Source organism: Lysinibacillus sp. F12 (assembly GCF_057773605.1).
Genome location: NZ_JBYMLP010000001.1, coordinates 832,787 through 854,042, shown reverse-complemented (window position 1 = coordinate 854,042; position 21,256 = coordinate 832,787). Strand labels below are relative to the sequence as shown.

Here is a 21,256-nt window from a genome sequence, read left to right as displayed (position 1 = left end):
GTATGTATGAAAATACAAATAGTATAACAAAAGCATTGTTTTCTAAAGCAATGTTGACTAAACTGTAGAAGAACAATTATAGGACGAGAAAGGATGTCACAATATAATGACTCAACATGCGGATTTATTAGCAATTAATGCTATCCGAACTTTGTCAATCGATGCTATTGAAAAAGCAAATTCTGGTCACCCAGGTTTACCAATGGGGGCAGCGCCAATGGCTTATACGCTTTGGACAAAACAATTACGCCATAATCCAGCAAATCCAAAATGGTTTAACCGTGATCGTTTTGTACTATCAGCAGGTCATGGTTCCATGCTTTTATACAGCTTACTTCACCTTGGCGGCTATGGTTTACCAATGGAAGAAATTCAAAACTTCCGCCAATGGGATTCATTAACACCAGGACATCCTGAATATGGTCATACAGTAGGTGTGGAAGCAACAACTGGTCCTCTAGGACAAGGTATTGCCATGACTGTAGGTATGGCAATGGCAGAGCGTCATTTAGCAGCTACGTACAATAAACCAGGTCATGACATCGTTGACCACTATACATTTGCATTATGTGGTGATGGAGACTTAATGGAGGGCGTAGCAGCAGAGGCTATTTCATTAGCTGGTCACTTAAAACTTGAAAAATTAATCGTGCTTTACGATTCTAATGATATTTCTTTAGATGGAGACTTAGAAAAGTCATTCTCAGAAAACGTCCAAAAACGTTTTGAATCTTATGGTTGGAATTATTTAAAAGTTGCAGATGGCACAGATGTTGATGCGATTAATGCAACTATTGAAGAAGCTAAAAAATCAACTGGCAAACCAACATTGATTGAAGTGAAAACAGTGATTGGTTTTGGTTCACCAAATAAATCGGGTAAAGCGGATTCTCATGGTGCACCACTTGGTACAGATGAAGTGGTATTAACAAAAGCTGCCTATGAGTGGGCACATGAGCCTTTCCAAATTCCTGCTGAAGTATATGATACTTTTAATGCTGCGGCTGAGGTGCAAGGAGCACAGTCCGAGGAAGCTTGGAATGCGAAATTTACTGCTTATAAACAGGAATTCCCAGAATTAGCAGCTCAATTTGAACAGGCTATGAAGGGTGAATTACCAGCAGACTTCGCTTCGGAATTACCAGTGTATGAAGCTGGTAAATCTGTAGCAACACGTTCTTCTTCTGGTGATGCGATTAATGCTATTGCTAAGAAAACTCCATCATTCTTTGGTGGCTCTGCTGACCTTGCTGGCTCTAATAAAACAACGATGAAGGGTGCAGGCGACTTCTCAGCGGACGATTATGCTGGTCGCAACATCTGGTTTGGTGTGCGTGAATTTGCAATGGGCGCTGCTTTAAACGGTATGGCACTTCACGGTGGTTTAAATGTATTTGGTGGTACATTCTTCGTGTTCTCAGACTATGTGCGTCCGGCAGTTCGTCTGTCAGCATTAATGGGTCTACCTGTAACGTATGTATTTACACATGACTCGATTGCTGTTGGCGAAGATGGACCAACGCATGAGCCAATTGAACACCTTGCATCACTACGTGCAATGCCTAATTTATCTGTTGTTCGTCCTGCGGATGCAAATGAATCAGCTGTTGCATGGGAGCTTGCCGTTGCATCAGAAAATACGCCAACAGTATTAGTATTGTCTCGTCAAAACTTACCTGTTCTTAACGCTTCTATTGAAACAGTACGTGAAGGTGTGACGAAGGGTGCTTACACAGTATCTCCTGCAACTAAAGCAGTAGCGGATGCTATATTAATTGCAACAGGCTCTGAAGTATCTCTTGCAATTGAAGCTCAAAATGCATTAAAAGGTGAAGGTTTGGATGTAGCTGTCGTTTCAATGCCATCTATGGATCGCTTTGAAAAACAAGATGCTGCCTACAAAGAATCTGTTTTACCAAAAGCTGTCACTAAACGTCTTGCGATTGAAATGGGTGCATCATTCGGCTGGCATAAATATACTGGCTTTGATGGTGATGTGCTTGCAATCGATAAATTTGGCGCATCAGCTCCAGGTGAAGTAGTAATGGAAAAATACGGATTCACTGTAGAAAATGTAGTTGCGAAGGTAAAAGCTCTATAAGATTTTTAATAAAGTACCGCAACACTCAGCGATTGTATCAATTCGCTGGGCGTTGCGGTACTTTTTATAGCATGTGAGAATCAAATGTTAGGTATTGAGTGACGTATCACTAAAGGAATTAACAAATATATCTGTGGCAATAATTTTCAAAAATATCCCAAATCAAAAAAACTGCATATGGTTATGCAGTTCAGACTGTGACAAAAGGAATTGAGAAGTTCACACTCGATTCCTTTTGTCATTTTTTTACTTTCTTTATGTTTAAAAATGGTAATTTGATATCCCATAAAACAGACTCTTCAAGTATAAGAACTCTTTTAAGCCGCCAGCCACGTCCAAGTAGCTAGTTTCTTTAAATTCATGACAGCAAGAGTTAGTATCGCCTGCATGGACAATTTTTCAGACCTCTAGGTTGTCCATCGCATACCATTGCATCGGCAAAGACATGCTCAATCGTTTCTTTACGCTTGCATAAATTTGTTTGACGTCATAGGAATGGCGTAAATGTTCAGCTTCCTCCACATACAGTTCCCAAGTATGGCGTTGAATGAGTTTTTTGTAATTCTTACTTTCCGTACATTGGGAAGGCTTGACACTTCGCACAAATCAAAGGTTTCGATGTATTAGCACCTCAAAATTTACTTTTCAACATCCTATATAGATGGGGCACTTTATGTAGAAGTTGATGGGAACGAAGGGCGGTGACTCCAGCGGGAAAAGCGGGAAAGACGAGATCCTGGACTGAGCGAAGCGAGGGAAGCAGCTCGACCCCGCCCGCGGAAAGCGTCCGCCCGTAGTGGAAATCAACGGCTTTACTTTATTTCATTGAGTTTGTCTACAGTCTGAACTGCATATGGTTATGCAGTTTTTTTATGTAGGAATTATTTGGCAAGCCCATTTTGAAATGCATAGACAACAGCCTGTGTACGATCCTGCACTTCTAGCTTTGCTAGAATATTGCTAACATGTGTTTTCACAGTTTTTAAAGCAATGTATAGCTCATCGGCGATTTCCTGATTGGCTTTGCCCTGTGCCATTAATAATAGGACTTCCATTTCACGGTCAGTAAGTTGCTCGTAAAGAGGTGTATTATTGCCGTTGCGCATACGGTGCATCATTTTAGATGTGACTTCTGGCTCTAAAACCGTTTCGCCACCCATTGTTTTACGAATGGCTTCCGCAATTTGTTTAGCATTAGATGTTTTTAAAATATAACTTACTGCTCCTGCCTCTAATGCAGGGTAGACTTTGTCATCATCTAAAAAGCTAGTCACCATCATGATTTTTGCCTCAGGCCATGCCGCTAAAATTTCTGCTGTTGCCTCAGCACCAGTCATAATGGGCATAACATTATCCATTAAAATAATATCAGGCTTTAAGGCAAGAGCACGCTCAACTGCTTCTTGCCCGTTTTCAGCCTCACCAACAACTGTAATATCAGGCTGTGCGGATAAGTAAGCTGAAACGCCTATACGCACCATTTCATGATCATCCACTATGAGTACTTGTATCATTACTATTGACCTCCTCCTTATGTAGTGGAATTTTTACTTCGACAATCGTTCCTTCTTCAGGGACTGACACAATTTTGTATGTGCAGCCTATTTCAACTGCACGTTCAGCAATATTTTGCAAGCCGTAAGAAGTGGATTTATCGGCTTCTACATCAAAGCCCAAACCATTATCTTGAATGCGTAAAATGGCTAAGTCATCTCGTGCAACAAGCAACAATTCAACCTCACTTGCTTTGGCATGTCGAAGTGTATTAGAGAGGGCTTCCTGGGCAATGCGGAATAAGTGATCTTCTTCTGCTTTCGTTAATGCCATTTCTTCTAGCTCATATTCAATATGAAAGTAAACCTTTTGCTGAAGCTCAATAATTAATTCCTCTAAGCCTTGCGCAAGCGTTTTATTGCGGAGTGCAACAGGGCGTAAGTGTAACAGTAACGCACGCATTTCGAGCTGTGCTTGTTGTACTATTTTTTCCACTTGCTTTAAACTAGTCGCATTTTCGTCACTTTCAGTTAAAGCAGAAAGCAACATGGAGGCCGCAAACAATTGCTGCGACACAGAATCATGTAATTCTCTAGCCAGACGTTGACGTTCAGCAACGATGCGTTCCTGAATAATTTTGTCATGAGCTTCTGCACGTTCATTGGATAAGCGCTGTAGGCTTTTACGCTGTGTATCTATTAATTCACTTGTTTGAATAAGTGCTTTTTTTAATGGTTTCGGAAGGGCTTGCTTTTTAGAAAGTACAAAATCAGGCTCAATTAACTGTTTGACAATTTTTGTTGCTTGAGCCTCTCGGGCACGAGCAGTCATACTAATCCAACTGGCAAAGAGGAAGCTTAGAGCAAATAGGCTGACTACAATAATTCCGCCAAGAGGAAAATTATTATAATTTTGTCGCCATAAAGGTTCCCAAGCTTTTTCATCAGGATTTCCCCATACGGCAACAAGCAATCCGAATGTAGCGCTCATTAAAATGAAAAATAAGGTAAATAATCTTGAGATAAAGGCAATCATTTACGCAGCACCTCCAAATCTCCAAGCCATGTTGCAACATGAATAATTAATATGCGTTTTGCATCCTCTGGATTTCCATCAGAAAAGCTAACACTTTCATTTAAAATACGTTGTGGGCCCACATGTAAGCAAGTAAGCTCACCGAATAGGGTAGTATAGTGTATACGAAAAGGTATTTCATATGGGACATAGATTTGTACTTTACCGATACCTTGACGAATCGTAATTAGACTTGTGCCAGCAGGCAAAATCGTTTGAGTCGTATCCACTGTAATATCCCCTGCTAAACGTTGAATCTGCACATCTTGCCATTTGTATGCCTCTGTTGGTGCTTGGATGGTGCCAATTAAGTCGTTTTTCGAAGTAGATAGTTTTTCAAAAAGCTCTGCACCGACTATTTTTGGTTCATTTTCTCGTTGTAAGTATTGATAAAGCATATATAAGAGCATTATGACAATGAATAGACGGAGGCTCCACATTGTGAATAATGCAATCGCGATGAAGAATATGCCGGTCCATTTAAAAAAGCGAACTTTTTTAGAAAAGCTTAAATAAAGCAGTACGGCCCCAATCAATAAACAAAAGGCGCCACCATTATTAAAAATAGTAAGCTCCACAAAAACGAGTAAAAAGAAGCATAGTACCCAAAATGTGAGCTTATTTGTAGTGAAATTCTGCAAGAGGGTCACCCTTCTTTCTACTAATAGTATAAAAGAGGGAATGGGACCCTCTGTTTTAAAACGTGAAAGAATGCGCCGGCTAGCGAGGGCGCATTACTTCCATTATAACATGTTATTTATTTTCAATTAGCAGTGGAGAGCTTTCCTCTGCAGCTTTTTTTTCTAATTGTGCCAATCTTGCTTCAAATGTTGTAACTTCATGATCTTTGTCAATTTGATAAGCTAATTTATCAATATAAGCTTCCAAATCTTCAAAATTTGTTTTATTGTTTTTGGCAATCATACCGTCCATTTGATGATGGGCACGCGTGACGTTTTCTTTGCCCATTAACTGTAATTGACGAACTTTCATGTCTTTAATTTTATGTTTCATTGTTTCGAATTTACGCTCTAGCTCGAAATATTCACGTGTACTTGCTTCGATACTCGCTTGTAACGTATGATTACGGGCAGTGTAAGCTGTCACTTCATCCATTGCAAAATCAATTAAATCTTGCTCGCCACTAGTTTTCGCTAATGTCAGTTGAGATTCACGTTTAGCAAGTAAATCTGCATTTTGTTGATATTCTTGCTCAAGCTTTTCTTTTAATTGTCCTTGACGTTCTAATAATTTACCTGTTTCTTCTGTTTGTTTTTCAGCTTCTCGGATGTACTGATTTAACATAGCAATTGGATTTTTTTGTTCCTTCTTATCAAATAACTGATGTAAGTCTGCTTCTACTGTATATCTAAAACGTTGAAATAAATTCATATTTATTCTCTCCTTTTATTTTGTTAAATTTGACCATTCTTTTTCGAAGTTTGTAAATGGATCTTCTTCTTTTTTACCTTCAATTGTTGGGATTTTTACTTCTTCGCCATTCCATTTTTTATAAATGACATAGACAATAGCGATTGCTGCAAGACCAATCATTGCAGGAATATTAGATACTGCTGATAGAATACCGATTAAACCAACCGCAAACCAAAAGATTTTACCGAAATTTGACTTGCTTGCCATGTAGAAATGCATCCCTAGTGCTACAAATAGTCCGGAGAATAATAAGCCTGCCAATGGTCCGATTAAGGCAAGTGCAACACATGCTGCGATAACGCCTCCAGTTAATAAAAGAAATTTTCTCATTTGTTTTAGCTCCTTTCGTTTGTACCTTTATGTTACCTATTATCAAGATTGTCTAAAACGGACTCGAAATTGATTTTCTACTAGGTCTTGAGGCTGAGAACTATCTAAGCTGCAACAAAAGTGGATTTTTGGCGTACTCAATGAGTAGATATTGCTTGTTTTTTAGGAAAAATAGCCGTTCATTTTTAGAGCAAATTATCATCTGCCACAAAATAATTTTTAGATCCTAAACTAGAAGCTTTTCGACAAAAATAGAAGATGAAAGCTTCCTCCGTTTGACAAATTAACAAGATGGGATGAGCTATACTTATGGAAAATAAACTGAGCGAAGGAGGATTTCTGGTGAGAACCTATTCCATATATAAGATAAAAGAAGAGCATTTAACGTTTATTTTTGGCAGAGAACGAAAGTTATTAGAGATGATGCAAGGCTGTGAAGACGCCAATGAGAAATCCTTAAAAGAGCTTGCGTATATATGTGAATCCGTTCGTTTTGATGAAATAGCAGCAATGTTAGAGCATCAACTTGATTCCAAATATGCACATTTAGAAAGAGCTCGTAATGCTTTGTTTTTAGAACATCCGATAAAAGGCAAAATGGCTATTTATTTAGTCGATCGTAAGATTTGTGTTTATTGTGAAGGCTCACGAATGCTAGATTTAGATTTATTTCAAATGCTTGCCAAGATGAGTGAACGATTTATAGCTTTCAATAAACAAGATAATGAATGTGGGTGGTTGAAACCTATGAAGTATACAATGCACTAGGAAATTTCACTACAATATATAGTAACATGCTATCATTTGGTGTATAATGGAGCGTGGAGAGTTTTTTCTCGGTATATTGTAGTGGAGGAGGTTGGTTGTATGCCTACATGGGGCTGGATTATTATCGTAATTATCGCATTAGCAGCGGGAGCGGCACTTGGTTTCTATTTCGCTCGTCAAGCTATGATGAAATATTTAAAAGAAAACCCACCTATTAATGAGCAAATGATTCGTATGATGATGGCACAAATGGGTCGTACGCCGTCTGAAAAGCAAGTACGTCAAATGATGGCACAAATGAATAAATTCCAGAAGTAATTTGGAATGTTCCGAGCAACTAGTTCAAGCTTAACTAGTTGTTTTTTTATTTTTAATAGTATTTAAATAATTCTTAAAAATCATACAACTCTATCGGGAAACTATGTATAATGGAGTTACTATACGGAAGGGAGTTGTGTATATTGCAAAAAGAAAAAACAAATGTAGAAAGTTTTGATCTAGATCATACAAAAGTAAAGGCACCTTATGTTCGTTTAGCAGGTGTGAAAACGGGCAAAAATGGCGATGAGGTTTATAAATACGATATTCGCTTTAAACAGCCAAATAAGGAGCATATGGAAATGCCTGCATTGCATTCTTTGGAGCATTTATCTGCTGACATTATCCGTAATTACTCTGATCATATTGTTGATTTCAGTCCAATGGGTTGTCAAACAGGCTTCTATGTGTCCTTGATCAATCATAATGATTATGAGGATTTATTAGCTATTTTAGAGAACACATTTACAGATGTGACAAAGGCAACCGCAGTGCCTGCATGCAATGAAGTGCAATGTGGCTGGGCTGCTAGCCATAGTTTAGAAGGGGCCAAAGCATTAGCGAAAGAGTTTTTAGCGAAACGTGATGAATGGCATATTATTTTTGAAGATTAAATAAAATAAAAACCTTGCGAGTAAAATAACGCAAGGTTTTTCATTGCCCTAAAAATGGAATGGAATGACATTCGAAGAAGAAGAATCCCGATTGATTTTTTGATAAATAAAATTGTCTAAAAAATCATGAATTAAATCCTCATATTCATCCATATTTTCATTAAAGGATTGTGCATGTGCCCCCGTATCAAAAAGTTTTAATTTTTTTGGACCGGTTTTTTTATTGTAGAGATCGAGTGACATGGAAGCTGGAATAAACGTATCTGGAATACTATGGATAAAGAGCACAGGTTTTTCAATATGTGTGACGGCTTCGGCAGGTGTTACACTTTTAAATGAGTAGCCGTCCCGGAGGCGGACAAAGAAATCGGCAAAACGGATGGGAATAATAGAGCCATATTTAAATTCTGTTTTGGCTATTTGCTTGAGCAACATGGAAAAATCGGAGAATGCACAATCTGAAATATAAAAATCAGCACCATCTTCCACCGTACCTGCATAAAGTAACATTGTTGCTGCACCCATAGATTCCCCATGAATACCTAGTATTGCATCCTCACCGATCATGGCTTTTACTGTATTAACTACAGCATCAAGATCATTTTTTTCATAGTGACCATAGCTAGTTGTTTTGCCACCAGATTCGCCATGACGCCGATGGTCAAAGATAACTGAATTATAGCCTAGCCTTTCAAATAGCCGAGCGTATTTGACGGAGTTTATTTTATTTTCTGTAACGCCGTGACATATGATGATGGTGTTATTGGTTTGTAACGGCTGAAACATAATTCCTCTAATTGTGTAGCCATTTGGAGAATCAATATTAAGTTCGCATTTCAAGTTTTTATTGTACCAAGCCTCATCAAAACGTTTGGCAGTCGTTTCTCGTTCACGAATAAATTCTGGATCTTTTTGTTGAATATACATTAATTTATTGGAAAGCGCGAAGCCGAACAGACCAGTAGCTGCAGCGGCAAGCGTTGTTGTAATACCAGAGAATAAAAGCATCTTCTTTTTCATGATAAAACACCTCCACATGCTATTTCTTATTTGTAATGTTCCCAACTGAGATTGTTTAAAACACGTCAACATTTTACAATAACTTTGGCAAAACTGCGATTATTTCTATTATCGAAAATCGTCAAAATATTTGTTAAAATATACATATCTGCTAGTAGCATATGCAGCAGTGTTGATTTTTGAACGGGGAAAAGGGGAGAATGGACATGATAAATGAGGTAGTAATCGTGAGTGCTGTTCGAACAGCTATAGGCTCATTTCAGGGGACATTAAAAGACGTACCAGCTGTAACTCTAGGTAGTATTGTTATTAAGGACGCTTTAGCACGTGCAGGAGTAGCTGGGGAACAAGTCGATGAGGTCATTATGGGGAATGTGTTATCGGCTGGTCTTGGACAAAATCCAGCTCGTCAGGCAGCGATAAAAGCTGGTTTGCCAAATGAGGTGTCAGCACTAACAATTAATAAAGTTTGCGGATCAGGTTTAAAGGCTGTGCATTTAGCGACGCAAGCTATTTTAGCTGGTGATGCTGAAATTATCGTGGCTGGAGGCTTTGAAAATATGAGCCAAGCCCCTTATGTTTTAAAAAATGCGCGTGAAGGCTTCCGAATGGGCGATCAAAAGGTTGTGGATACTATGATTCATGATGGTCTATGGTGTGCATTTAATGATTATCATATGGGCATTACAGCTGAAAATTTATGTGATATGTATGAAATTTCGAGAGAAGAACAGGATGCTTTTGCAGCACGTTCTCAGCAACGTGCAGAGGCAGCAATTGCAGCTGGTAAATTTGAAAATGAAATCGTCGCTGTCGAGATTCCACAGCGTAGGGGAGAGCCTATTGTATTCGACAAGGATGAATTTCCGCGTGCAGGCGTGACAGAGGAATCTCTAGGTAAGCTACGCCCAGCATTTAAAAAAGATGGTTCCGTAACAGCGGCTAATGCTTCAGGTATTAACGATGGAGCTGCGGCAATTGTTGTGATGTCTAAGAAAAAGGCGCAAGAGCTTGGTATTCAGCCGATGGCGATTATTACAGCCAATGCAAGTGCGGGAGTAGATCCTGCAATTATGGGAACTGGTCCAGTTAAAGCAGTCCAAAAAGCACTGGCTAAGGCAGCAACAACTTTAGAAGAAATCGATGTGATTGAAGCAAATGAAGCTTTTGCCGCACAATCGATTGCTGTTGATCGTGAATTACGCTTTAATCATGATAAACTAAATGTAAACGGGGGCGCGATTGCTCTTGGTCACCCAATTGGTGCAAGTGGAGCTCGTATTTTGGTCACACTCTTACATGAGATGGAAAAGCGTGATGCAAAAATGGGCTTAGCCACTTTATGTATCGGAGGTGGTCAAGGCGTAGCCACAGTAGTGAAGCGTCCTTGATGTCAATAAGAAGGTGAATGAAATGGGAAAGAAACGAAAACAACAGCAACAGACAAGCAATAGCATGACAGCAAGCTTGCCAAAGCAGGAGGCAGTCACATTGGCAGACCAACTAGGTGGCGATGTGCTAGCTAAATTAAAGGCGGCAAAGCAAGATTTATCCATGAAAGAACAGGCTGCAGAAGAGGAACGCCAAGCTAAACTAGCTTTTGAACGTAAGCAGCGAGAAAAAAATAAATCATTTGAAGAATTACTAAATGAGTATGGCGATAAAGGCACTAAATATTAACAAGAAAACAGTGAATTCACACTTGTGGATTCACTGTTTTTAATTGTAAGTAGAAAAGCAACAAATCATTTTGCTTCCCCTCAAATTTTAGAAAAAGCAGGGGCTACCTTGTATCAAGAAACTGAGTTTTTGATTATTGAAGATTCCTTTATTGATTTATATAAAAGACAAAAGGCTAATATAGTGCCTTTTGTCTTTTATTTTTCAACAATTTCCTGAACACAGCAACAGCACTAACAAAAATAATAGCTCCAGCTGTATCAACAAGCACATCTTGGCCGCTCATTGTACGACCTGGTGTAAAGCTTTGACGAAATTCATCAAGTATAGCAATAAATGCTGTTCCAGCAATAGCAATAGTTGCTGCGAAACGGTGTTTACCCCAAGCAAAGTATAACCCAAGCGCAATGCAGCCAAATCCGATAAAATGTGTTAGTTTACGAATTAAAAATTCGACAAATGGAAAATAACCACGTTCTTCAACTGATACGACTGTGTCCCAATAAGGGATTTTTAAAAAGGATAGTTGTTTTTCAAAAGGTTTATCTGCTAATAATTTTTTAAGCTCTGGTAAAATACTTTGTTGTTCGTAAGTCATACTAGAGGAAATAATTAGCACAACTAGACAGATGATAAAAATCAACCACTTTTTCATCGATGTTCTACATATTGTTCATTTTTTGTTAAAGTGTTTGCTGCTTCCAAGTCGGTTATAGCAGTCATGCTTTCATAGGCAGAGAGGGTCTGTGCTAGTTGCTCCTGTGAGCTTGCTCCAATTACTGTAGAAGCGATTGCAGACTCTTTTAAATTAAAAGCCAGTGCCAGTGCATGTAAATTATTATATTGTGAAGCTAAACTTGTTAACGTTGTTGTTAACTCTTCTGAAGAATAGTTGTTAAAACCTTTTACTCCCTGAAGACGTTGCTGCCAGCTATTTGTTAATAAGCCCTTAGCCACTGTGCCACGTGTTACAACAGAAGCGCCTTGGTTCGCAATAAAGTCAAACCACTCCTCGGGGCGGCGATCTAAAGCACTATATTGCATCATGACGCTTTTAGCTGAACTTGCAGGTAAAAAACGTTGCAAAACGTTTGGACGAATCGAAGAAATGCCATATTCTCGAATAAGTCCTTCTTTTTTCAAGCGCTCAAAAGTGTCGATAATCCCATCCCAATCATCTCCGATTGTACCACCGTGTAACTGATAAACATCAATGTAGTCCGTTCCTAATCGTTTCAAACTAGCATGAACAGCTTGTCTTATATAGGATGGCGAAGCATCCCATTGCCAGCCTTCTGCACCTTCAGTCCAGCGATTACCTACTTTTGTGGCAAGGATAATCTCTTGACGACGTTTCCCTAATGCCGCACCTAGGATCTCCTCATTCGTACCAAAATCATATAAATCGGCAGTGTCAAAATAATTTATGCCCGCATCTAATGCCATATCGACAATAGTTGCTGCTTGCTTTTTATCTGTGGAAAGTGACATGCCTCCTAAACTAATTTCTGAAATGAATATTTCACTAGTGCCTAGCTGCCTCTTTTTCATGAAACGACCTCCTTCGATTTCTCTACTTGTAATGGTACAATGAACATATCTGAAGGACAAGCGAGGTTATCGTCTATGAAAAAGTTTGAGGAAAAAACGACAAAAACGACACCCATCTATGACGGAAAAATTGTAAAGCTACAGGTTGATGATGTCATATTACCAAATGGTCAGGTTGCAAAGCGTGAAATTATCAAGCATCCTGGAGCGGTTGCGGTAATTGCTGTGACGTATGAGGGTAAATTAGTGTTAGTGGAGCAATATCGAAAGGCACTTGAACGTTCTATTGTTGAAATTCCAGCGGGGAAACTTGAACCTGGTGAAGAACCAGCGATGACAGCTCGCCGTGAATTAGAGGAAGAGACAGGCTACGGCGCGCATAGCCTTACATACTTACAAACATTTGCAACGTCACCGGGGTTTGCAGACGAGATCATTCATCTATATGTAGCGAAGGATTTGTATATCATCGACAATAAAGCAGCGTTAGATGAGGATGAGTTTGTCGAACTTTTAGAAGTTTCGTTGGAAGAAGCACAATCAATGGTGGGGGATCGACGTATTTTTGATGCTAAAACTGCATTTGCTGTACTTTGGCTTGCTACCTATTTAGAAAATAATCTTTAGCATAATAGAGACGGACGAGCATAAGCTGTACAAACCTTGATAGAAAAGGAGCATGTTTATGTCTCGTACGGTGTCTATATTTTATCACGCTTCCATCATTGCAGTTAGCTTTGTTTGTGGCGTTATTTTCTTTCATATTTTTGGTGGATCGAAAGCGGAACCGTTTATTTTATTTATAGAACCTCGTTTAGCTGATGGGGACAGGCATTCGATTTTTCATTTAGTGCTTCCTGTTGCCATTTCCATAGGTCTTGTATTAATACTAGCAACTCACAGTGTGTTAAAAATTTTAGTACGTGTAACTGTAGCCATGCGTGCAACTTTTTTTGGCTTTAGTTCTGTATTTTTATTACAAAAACTTGAAGCTTTTTGGCTTTATACGATTTGGTGGTTTCCATTTCAGCTTATCTATTGTATATTGTTGCTAGTCCTATGCAATTTACTTGTACCCGCTTGGTCAAAGCGAAAAATCGGGAAACAAGTATCTGGTCGGACAATTTTGTTGAATTTTATCGCATTTTTCATCATAATAGTTGCTGAGTTTATTGTTGTTTCATATGTGTTAAAATGATGGATTTAATAGACAGAGATTGTGATCAGATAAAAAAGTAAAAGCGTGTTAGAAATCTATTCACTATCTTGTAATAGGATTTACTCCTTTGGTATAATGGAAAGAGTTTAGGGGGGCGTCACATGGAGAGCCGAATTGATCGTATAAAAAAACAGTTGCATAGTGCTAGTTACAAGCTGACGCCGCAGCGAGAAGCAACAGTTGCTGTCTTGCTTGAGCACGAAGAAGACCACCTAAGTGCTGAGGATGTATATCTTTTAGTAAAAGAAAAAGCACCAGAGATTGGTCTAGCGACTGTTTATAGAACGTTAGAATTATTAACTGAGCTCAAAATTGTCGACAAAATCAACTTTGGCGATGGCGTGTCGCGCTATGACCTACGCCAAGAGGGAGCTGCCCATTTCCACCATCATCTAGTTTGCATTGAATGTGGAGCTGTTGATGAAATTCAAGAAGATTTACTTGAAGATGTGGAAGCCGTTGTTGAAAAGCGTTGGAACTTTATCATAAAGGATCACCGACTAACTTTCCACGGCATATGCTGGCGCTGTCATGATAAAAACGACGAATCGAATGAAGAAAATTAACGAAAAGCTGTCTGTTTTAATCTCTAGTATAGATTAAATCGGGCAGTTTTTTGTTTTTTTATGAAATAATCATCCTTATTATCGTTGGTTTATGTCGAATGGAGGGGGCTTTAGCACATTTCTAATAGCCATGCTAAAATAGAAAATAATTGACAGTGAGGGGGCGTTGTGATGAATGAATTTCAATACGCAGTAGAGGATTATATCCATTTTATCCAAGTGGAACGGCAATTATCTGTTAATACATTAGCATCCTATCGCCGAGATTTAGAAAGCTATGTAAATTTTTTACAAAATGCAGAGGGTATGGCTAATTTTAACCATATAGAAAGAACGACCATACTACGACATTTAGAGCAACTACGCGTACAGGGGAAGACAAGCCGTACGATTGCTCGCCATATTTCATCTATTCGTAGTTTTCACCAATTTTTACTACGAGAAAAGCGTGCTGAATCAGATCCAACGGTCCATTTAGAAATGCCAACAATTGAGCAAAAATTACCGAATATTTTATCTATAGAGGAAATCGAAGCCTTATTGACTGCGCCGAATAGAAGTAAGCCACAAGGTATCCGTGATTTAGCGATGCTGGAACTATTATATGGTTCGGGTATGCGAATCAGTGAGCTTATAGCCTTAGATTTAGCAGACATTCATTTAACAATGGGATTTGTTCGCGTATTTGGGAAGGGTGGAAAAGAAAGAATCATTCCACTTGGCAAAAGTGCTTTATCAGCCATAAGTACCTATTTAAATAATGCTCGTGGTCAATTACAGGGAAAATATCCAAAAACTGATGCGTTTTTTATTAATCAAAGAGGGAAACGTTTAACAAGACAAGGTTGTTGGAAATTAATGAAGGAGCATGCTTTAAAGGCAGGCATCCAACATGAGTTAACACCACATACATTGCGTCACTCTTTTGCTACTCATTTAGTCGAAAATGGGGCTGATTTACGTGCTGTACAAGAGATGCTAGGTCATGCAGATATTTCAACAACGCAAATTTATACACATATTAGTAAAACAAGATTATCGGAAGTATATAAGCAATTTCATCCACGTGCTTAAAAATTTCAGAAAATTTTTTTCGGTCGGATGTCTGACCTTTATTTTTCGCATTTTTTTGGTAAAATAGAGTCATGAGATTGGAGGCAATAATGATGAATAAACCGTTTAACAAAATCCATGTCGTTGTAATGGACTCTGTAGGTATTGGTGAAGCGCCAGATGCTGCAAATTTTGGCGATGTAGGAGCACATACATTAGGACACATCGCTGAAAAAATGAATGGGCTTACAATGCCAGTAATGGAGTCAATGGGTTTGGCAAATATTGAGCCGCTGCAAGGAATGCAAGCGACAAACGAGCCGAAAGCATACTATGGGAAAATGCAAGAAGCTTCTGTTGGGAAAGATACGATGACAGGGCATTGGGAAATTATGGGGTTAAATATTGATAAGCCCTTTAAGGTGTATCCTGATGGATTTCCTGCAGAGTTGATTGCTGAGCTAGAAAAACGTACGGGTCGTAAAGTACTCTGCAATCAACCAGCGAGTGGTACGCAGGTTATAGAAGATTTCGGTAAAGAGCATATGGAAACTGGAGCAATTATTGTCTATACATCAGCTGATCCGGTATTACAAATTGCTGCACACGAGGAAATTATACCATTAGAGGAATTATATAAAATCTGTGAAATTGCGCGTGAATTAACATTACAGCCCGAGTATTTAGTCGGTCGTGTAATCGCACGTCCATTTATAGGTACGCCAGGGGACTTCTCCCGTACTTCAAATCGACATGACTATGCGCTGAAGCCATTTGGTCGTACAACGATGAATGTCTTAAAGGACGCGGGTTTAGATGTAATTGCAATTGGTAAAATCTCTGATATTTTCAATGGTGAAGGTGTCACAGATGCTGTACGTACTAAAAATAATACGGATGGAATGGACAAATTTGCTGAAGTTGTCCGCCGTGATTTCCATGGAATGAGCTTCCTAAACTTAGTAGACTTTGATGCTAATTTTGGACACCGTCGTGATCCACTAGGCTACGGACAGGCATTGGAAGAATTCGACGCGCGACTGACAGAAGTTACGAGTGCAATGTCAGAGGATGACTTATTAATTATTACAGCAGACCACGGAAATGATCCAACCTTCCACGGTACAGATCATACACGCGAGTATGTACCGTTAATTGTCTATTCTCCACGTTTTAATGGTGGTGCTGAACTAGAGCTTCGTGAAACTTTTGCAGATATTGCAGCTACAGTGGCTGAGAACTTCCAAGTAGAAGCACCAGCATTTGGTAAAAGTTTCTTACAAGAATTGAAATAGGGGGTTTTTCGAATGAATATGGTGCAATTGTTTGAAAAGAAAAAACAAGGATTAGAGCTCTCACAAGCTGACATTCAGTATTTTGTTGATGGCTATACGGCAGGTTCCATTCCTGATTATCAAGCAAGCTCACTCTTAATGGCGATTCGACTTCTAGGAATGTCTGATGATGAAACGTTTTATTTAACAAAAGCAATGATTGAATCAGGGGATGTCATTGATTTAACGTCTATTGAGGGTTTTAAAATTGATAAACACTCAACAGGTGGCGTTGGTGATAAAGTCACACTTGTAGTCACACCTATAATTGCATCTCTAGGAATTCCGGTAGCTAAGTTTAGTGGTAAAGGTCTAGGCATTACAGGTGGTACAATCGATAAGTTAGAGTCCATCCAAGGCTTCAAAACAGAGCTTTCCTCACAAGAATTCATTGATAATGTCAATCGACATAAAATTGCAGTTGCTGGGCAAACAGGTAATCTTGTACCAGCCGACAAAAAGTTGTATGCATTAAGAGATGTGACAGGCACGGTGGATTCGATCCCATTAATTGCTGCATCTATTATGAGCAAAAAAATCGCTAGTGGTGCAGATGGTATTGTGCTAGATGTTAAATGTGGTTCAGGTGCGTTTATGAAAACGCAAGAAGAAGCACAGCGATTAGCTGATACAATGACAGCGATTGGGGAAAAACTTGGACGCAGAGTCGTTGCCCATATTAGTGATATGGATAATCCTCTTGGTAAAATGATTGGTAATAAGCTTGAGGTATTAGAAGCCTATGCATTATTAAGTGGTCGTATGGAAGAAACACATGAGGATTTACTAGATGAATGTGTAGTCATTGCTTCTTTAATGTATCAAGTTGCCGCAGGTGTTGATGAAGCAGAAGCAACTGCCGCAGTTAAGCGCGTACTAGCAGATGGTTCTGCGGCTGCGAAATTTGAGGAGTTTATTGTTGCACAAGGTGGGGACGTATCAGATATTGTACAAAATGAAACGGCCCATAAAGTTTCAGTTGCGGCAGTGACGGAAGGTACTGTGGAAACGATTAATGCCCTTTTAGTTGGTGAAGCTAGTGTTAGTCTAGGTGCTGGACGTTTAACAAAGGAATCCACGCTTGATTACGATGCAGGCATTCAACTGGTAGCTAAAAAAGGCGATCGTGTAAAAAATGGGGATATTATTGCTTATTTATATGCCAATAACCAAATCAATCAAGATACAATTCTTAAAATACAGCAAGCTTATACAATTGTATAAAATTTCTTTTGCGAGAGCTCTCACAGACGAGGGTTCTCGTTTTTTTGTTGTTCCACCATTAAACCTATGAAATGTTTACATTTCGTATAAATTTCATATTGAGATAACTGCCGCTTGTTTAAAACACGTTCACTTATCCCATACTGCACGTAAACCTAAAAAGCTATAAGTATGTCGATTTGACACTATTTCAGAAGACTTTGCACTAGTTCTGTCAACCGCAAGGATTCAGCGTATTAAATGTGGAATTGCACGAGGAGGAGGCGATGTTCATGCATTTTCAATTAGAAATGGTCACAAGAGAGACAGTCGTTATACGTTTATTTGGGGAGCTCGATCATCATGCAGTAGAGCAAATTCGAGCGAAAATTTCTGCAGCAATTTTCCAAGGCACTGTGACGACCATCATTTGGAACTTAGAAGGGCTATCTTTTATGGATAGTTCGGGAGTAGGTTTAGTGCTTGGTCGTATGCGTGAGTTAGAGGCAGTTGCTGGGCGAACTATTTTATTGAATCCATCGCCAACCATGCGAAAAGTTTTTCAATTTTCAGGTTTAGGGCCTTGGATGATGGATGCAACAGAGGAACAAGCGATTGATCGCGTAAGGGGGATTGTAAATGGATAACGAAATGACATTAACTTTTTTAGCACTTAGTGAAAATGAAGCCTTAGCCCGTGTTGCGGTCACAGGCTTTATTGCTCAATTAGACCCAACTATTGATGAGCTGTCTGAATTTAAAACAGTTGTCTCAGAAGCAGTTTCCAATGCCATTATTCATGGCTATGAAGAGGATGGCAAGGGTGTTGTCACTGTTCATGCTAAACGTGAAGATGACGTTGTAACGGTGTCTGTAATGGATAAAGGGATAGGAATTGAAGATGTGAGTCAAGCAATGGAGCCGTTATTTACAACAAAAAGTGTAATGGAGCGCTCAGGTATGGGCTTTACGATTATGGACAGTTTTTCTGATCAGCTAACAGTCATGTCCAAGTGGCGAGAAGGAACAACTGTAACATTTACGAAGAAATTTTACACAGTTCGGACAGCGGTAATGTGAGGGTATCATCGTGAAGCCGTTAGAACAGTCGTCCGAAAAGCTTTTGTCTCAGGAGGAAATGCGTGATTTAATAGCACGCGCACAGCAGGGCGATCATGAGGCTCGTAAACGAATGGTAGAAGGCAATACGAGGCTTGTATGGTCCATTGTTCAACGTTTTACAACGAGAGGTGTTGAGCTCGAGGATTTATTCCAGATAGGCTGCATAGGACTCATGAAATCAGTAGATAAGTTCGATTTATCGTATGATGTTAAATTTTCAACCTATGCAGTACCTATGATTATTGGTGAGATTCAACGCTTTTTAAGGGATGATGGCATGGTGAAGGTGAGTCGCTCTATTAGGGAGCTGAACTTTAAAATCCGACATGCTACAGACGAATTTATTAAAAGGAATGAACATCCGCCAACGATTCAGGAGCTGGCTCAAGTACTTGGTGTGACAACCGAGGAAATTGTGACAGCATCAGATGCATTGAGAGATCCAGCCTCTCTACATGAGCAATTGTATGAAAGTGAAGGAGATTCCATCACATTGATGGATCAAATGAAGGATGAAAAATCCGAGCAACCATTTGATTATATCCCCCTTAAAGAAGTGCTTACAAGGCTTGAACCGAGAGAACAGTCTATCATTTATTTACGGTATTTTTCAGATTGCACGCAAACTGAAATTGCAAATAGGCTAGGCATATCACAGGTGCAAGTATCCCGTTTGGAGAAAAAAATTCTAGCTCAATTAAAAAGCTGGATGGCTACAAGTGCAACTGTGGAGCAAGAAGTAATAAAAAAAGACATCTAAGAAAATGGTGACAGCATGACAAATAAATTATTTAGCAGCTTAGAAGAAGCCGAAGATTTTCTTAAGGAGCAATTTGGTGACGGCGAATCATTTGACGTTGGGATTAAGCATTTATTTGTCAAAGATTTGCCGGTTCTTTGCGCCTATATTAGTGGCCTTGTGGATGGCGAAGCCCTAACACAATTACTTTCAAACATGCTCCCTGATGAGGACTATGACATCGATGTGGAGGATGAGAAGGAGTATTTTGAGTCCTATTTTAACTTTCACGGACGTTCAGAGGAAACCGAGCGTAAAGCTTATTTATTAGCCATTTTAAGCGGGCAAGTGACCTTTATTACTAAAAGTGGCTATTGCTACATTGCCGAGCTCAGAAACTATCCAGGACGTTCCCCTGAGGAGCCCGACAATGAAAAGGTAATACGTGGCTCAAGGGATGGTTTTACAGAAGGAATATCTCAAAATACGGCTTTAATTCGTAGGCGTATTCGCAATAGTAATTTACGTTTCGAGCTACATAAAATATCCAAAATCGGCCAAACCGACGTCGCAATAGCGTATATGAAGGATATTGCCAATGAAGATATGCTCGAAAAATTACGACAGCGCCTTGACCAGATTAACCACGATGGTTTAACAATGGCTGATAAATCATTAGAAGAATGGCTGTTTAAGCAAAAATTCCATCCAGTTCCGTTTGTTCGTTACACGGAAAGGCCAGATATTGCTGCGGCGCATTTACTGGAAGGGCATATCGCCATAATGGTAGATACTTCACCATCTGTTATTCTTGTGCCAATTACAATTTTCCATTTACTGCAGCATGCGGAGGAATATAGACAGGCGCCATTAGTTGGAACATTTGTACGTTTTATGCGGTATTTCGGCGCTATTATGGGTTTACTTTTATTACCTTTGTGGTATGTATTTGCAACAAATGAATCATTGCTGCCAGAGGCTCTTTCTTTTTTAGGGACCCAGGAGAAATCGCATGTACCCTTATTACTGCAAATACTTATTGCAGATATTGGTATTGAATTTTTGAGGATGGCCGCCATTCATACCCCAACACCGCTGTCTACTGCGATGGGCTTGGTTGCGGGGGTAATTATTGGTCAAATCGCGATCGATGTGGGACTATTCTCAGCAGAGGTTGTACTCTATACAGCGGTTGCAGCTATTCTCATTTTTATTATCCCGTCCTATGAGCTAAGTATCTCCATAAAAATATTTAGGCTGTTCTTATTGATTATGGTAGGTATTTGGGGCGTTAATGGTTTATTCATTGGCATATTCTTAGTGTTTACGTATTTATGTTCATTACGACCAATGCAGGCACCATATTTTTGGCCGCTTGTCCCATTCTTCCCAATGGCGATGCTACGTGTTCTTATTCGTTTCCCAATGACGGCAGATGCATTAAGACCTTATGTAGTTGCTTCCAAACAGCGAAAAAGATCATAGGAGCCGTTGCACTCGATTTTTTCATGTGATAAAGTTCACATATAGTATTTTGTGATTTTTGCAAAAATTATTTTCATTCAGCAAAAGGGAGGTTTTATACATAGGCCACTTGAAGCTGGATGAAATTAATTTTTGGTGGGACTACTTTATT

General features: G+C 39.3%; 24 protein-coding genes and 1 pseudogene. 16 read left to right on the top strand and 9 right to left on the bottom strand.

Features of this window, described 5'->3' with window-relative positions; translation table 11 throughout:
* The first annotated feature begins 106 nt into the window (after positions 1-106).
* Positions 107-2,101, top strand: a complete 1,995-nt coding sequence (gene tkt, locus AC3CH7_RS04405) for a transketolase (protein WP_031419085.1) — start codon at positions 107-109, stop codon at positions 2,099-2,101.
* A gap of 317 nt (positions 2,102-2,418) precedes the next feature.
* Here tkt and AC3CH7_RS04400 read toward each other — a convergent pair.
* The 6 genes and pseudogenes from AC3CH7_RS04400 to AC3CH7_RS04375 form a co-directional block, all read right to left on the bottom strand.
* Positions 2,419-2,720: pseudogene (locus AC3CH7_RS04400) on the bottom strand (transposase); the annotation flags it as partial.
* A gap of 262 nt (positions 2,721-2,982) precedes the next feature.
* Complete coding sequence (locus AC3CH7_RS04395; protein ID WP_031419087.1) at positions 2,983-3,615, bottom strand: response regulator transcription factor; 633 nt, start codon at positions 3,613-3,615, stop codon at positions 2,983-2,985.
* Positions 3,590-4,630: a sensor histidine kinase gene (locus AC3CH7_RS04390; protein ID WP_012293392.1), complete on the bottom strand. Its 1,041-nt coding sequence runs from the start codon at positions 4,628-4,630 to the stop codon at positions 3,590-3,592. Before AC3CH7_RS04390 ends, AC3CH7_RS04395 begins: the two co-directional genes overlap by 26 nt.
* Positions 4,627-5,319, bottom strand: coding sequence for a cell wall-active antibiotics response protein LiaF (gene liaF, locus AC3CH7_RS04385; RefSeq protein WP_235616136.1), 693 nt, complete (start codon positions 5,317-5,319; stop codon positions 4,627-4,629). Before liaF ends, AC3CH7_RS04390 begins: the two co-directional genes overlap by 4 nt.
* Positions 5,320-5,422: 103 nt before the next feature.
* Positions 5,423-6,061: a PspA/IM30 family protein gene (locus AC3CH7_RS04380; protein WP_012293394.1), complete on the bottom strand. Its 639-nt coding sequence runs from the start codon at positions 6,059-6,061 to the stop codon at positions 5,423-5,425.
* Positions 6,062-6,076: 15 nt separating this feature from the next.
* On the bottom strand, positions 6,077-6,433 hold the full coding sequence (locus tag AC3CH7_RS04375) for a lmo0954 family membrane protein (protein WP_012293395.1): 357 nt from the start codon (positions 6,431-6,433) through the stop codon (positions 6,077-6,079).
* Positions 6,434-6,775: 342 nt separating this feature from the next.
* On the opposite strand from AC3CH7_RS04375, the gene sirA reads away from it, so the two are divergent.
* The 3 genes from sirA (at position 6,776) to AC3CH7_RS04360 (ending at position 8,133) form a co-directional block, all read left to right on the top strand.
* Positions 6,776-7,201 carry a sporulation inhibitor of replication protein SirA gene (gene sirA / locus AC3CH7_RS04370; RefSeq protein ID WP_025114054.1) on the top strand — a complete coding sequence of 142 codons (426 nt, stop codon included), beginning with the start codon at positions 6,776-6,778 and terminating at the stop codon, positions 7,199-7,201.
* A 99-nt stretch (positions 7,202-7,300) separates the two neighbouring features.
* Positions 7,301-7,519: a YneF family protein gene (locus AC3CH7_RS04365; RefSeq protein ID WP_004232154.1), complete on the top strand. Its 219-nt coding sequence runs from the start codon at positions 7,301-7,303 to the stop codon at positions 7,517-7,519.
* A gap of 110 nt (positions 7,520-7,629) precedes the next feature.
* Positions 7,630-8,133, top strand: a complete 504-nt coding sequence (locus tag AC3CH7_RS04360; protein WP_051563191.1) for an S-ribosylhomocysteine lyase — start codon at positions 7,630-7,632, stop codon at positions 8,131-8,133.
* A 48-nt stretch (positions 8,134-8,181) separates the two neighbouring features.
* Here the strand turns inward: AC3CH7_RS04360 and AC3CH7_RS04355 are convergent, their stop codons facing one another.
* On the bottom strand, positions 8,182-9,153 hold the full coding sequence (locus AC3CH7_RS04355; RefSeq protein ID WP_036167529.1) for an alpha/beta hydrolase: 972 nt from the start codon (positions 9,151-9,153) through the stop codon (positions 8,182-8,184).
* A 206-nt stretch (positions 9,154-9,359) separates the two neighbouring features.
* On the opposite strand from AC3CH7_RS04355, the gene AC3CH7_RS04350 reads away from it, so the two are divergent.
* Complete coding sequence (locus tag AC3CH7_RS04350) at positions 9,360-10,544, top strand: acetyl-CoA C-acetyltransferase (RefSeq protein WP_155273152.1); 1,185 nt, start codon at positions 9,360-9,362, stop codon at positions 10,542-10,544.
* A 22-nt stretch (positions 10,545-10,566) separates the two neighbouring features.
* Positions 10,567-10,833, top strand: a complete 267-nt coding sequence (locus AC3CH7_RS04345; RefSeq protein ID WP_031419099.1) for a YqkE family protein — start codon at positions 10,567-10,569, stop codon at positions 10,831-10,833.
* A gap of 175 nt (positions 10,834-11,008) precedes the next feature.
* On the opposite strand, the gene AC3CH7_RS04340 is transcribed toward AC3CH7_RS04345, so the two are convergent.
* Both AC3CH7_RS04340 and AC3CH7_RS04335 read right to left on the bottom strand, forming a co-directional pair.
* Positions 11,009-11,488 (bottom strand): VanZ family protein, encoded by a 480-nt coding sequence (locus AC3CH7_RS04340; RefSeq protein WP_031419101.1) that lies wholly within the window; start codon positions 11,486-11,488, stop codon positions 11,009-11,011.
* Entirely contained in the window at positions 11,485-12,384 is a 900-nt protein-coding gene (locus AC3CH7_RS04335; RefSeq protein ID WP_031419102.1) for an aldo/keto reductase, read from the bottom strand. The genes AC3CH7_RS04340 and AC3CH7_RS04335 overlap by 4 nt, the downstream gene beginning before the upstream one ends.
* A 75-nt stretch (positions 12,385-12,459) precedes the next feature.
* On the opposite strand from AC3CH7_RS04335, the gene AC3CH7_RS04330 reads away from it, so the two are divergent.
* From AC3CH7_RS04330 to AC3CH7_RS04285, 10 genes are all read left to right on the top strand, one after another.
* Positions 12,460-13,011: an NUDIX domain-containing protein gene (locus tag AC3CH7_RS04330; protein ID WP_031419103.1), complete on the top strand. Its 552-nt coding sequence runs from the start codon at positions 12,460-12,462 to the stop codon at positions 13,009-13,011.
* 58 nt (positions 13,012-13,069) lie between these two features.
* A complete protein-coding gene (locus AC3CH7_RS04325; RefSeq protein ID WP_031419104.1) occupies positions 13,070-13,582 on the top strand; it encodes a hypothetical protein in 513 nt (170 codons plus the stop codon).
* Between the two features lie 122 nt (positions 13,583-13,704).
* Positions 13,705-14,169 carry a ferric iron uptake transcriptional regulator gene (gene fur / locus AC3CH7_RS04320; protein ID WP_008174639.1) on the top strand — a complete coding sequence of 155 codons (465 nt, stop codon included), beginning with the start codon at positions 13,705-13,707 and terminating at the stop codon, positions 14,167-14,169.
* A gap of 171 nt (positions 14,170-14,340) precedes the next feature.
* Positions 14,341-15,243, top strand: a complete 903-nt coding sequence (gene xerD / locus AC3CH7_RS04315; protein WP_036215027.1) for a site-specific tyrosine recombinase XerD — start codon at positions 14,341-14,343, stop codon at positions 15,241-15,243.
* A gap of 92 nt (positions 15,244-15,335) precedes the next feature.
* Positions 15,336-16,517, top strand: coding sequence for a phosphopentomutase (gene deoB, locus AC3CH7_RS04310; RefSeq protein WP_031419107.1), 1,182 nt, complete (start codon positions 15,336-15,338; stop codon positions 16,515-16,517).
* Between the two features lie 12 nt (positions 16,518-16,529).
* The gene (locus AC3CH7_RS04305; protein ID WP_012293408.1) at positions 16,530-17,780 is read left to right on the top strand and encodes a thymidine phosphorylase; all 1,251 of its coding nucleotides are present in this window, start codon (positions 16,530-16,532) and stop codon (positions 17,778-17,780) included.
* 272 nt (positions 17,781-18,052) lie between these two features.
* Positions 18,053-18,406 carry an anti-sigma F factor antagonist gene (gene spoIIAA / locus AC3CH7_RS04300; RefSeq protein WP_025114066.1) on the top strand — a complete coding sequence of 118 codons (354 nt, stop codon included), beginning with the start codon at positions 18,053-18,055 and terminating at the stop codon, positions 18,404-18,406.
* Positions 18,399-18,839, top strand: a complete 441-nt coding sequence (gene spoIIAB / locus AC3CH7_RS04295) for an anti-sigma F factor (RefSeq protein WP_031419108.1) — start codon at positions 18,399-18,401, stop codon at positions 18,837-18,839. The genes spoIIAA and spoIIAB overlap by 8 nt, the downstream gene beginning before the upstream one ends.
* Positions 18,840-18,897: 58 nt before the next feature.
* On the top strand, positions 18,898-19,641 hold the full coding sequence (gene sigF, locus AC3CH7_RS04290) for an RNA polymerase sporulation sigma factor SigF (protein WP_206700923.1): 744 nt from the start codon (positions 18,898-18,900) through the stop codon (positions 19,639-19,641).
* Between the two features lie 15 nt (positions 19,642-19,656).
* Positions 19,657-21,105, top strand: a complete 1,449-nt coding sequence (locus AC3CH7_RS04285) for a spore germination protein (protein WP_012293411.1) — start codon at positions 19,657-19,659, stop codon at positions 21,103-21,105.
* Positions 21,106-21,256 lie beyond the last annotated feature (151 nt).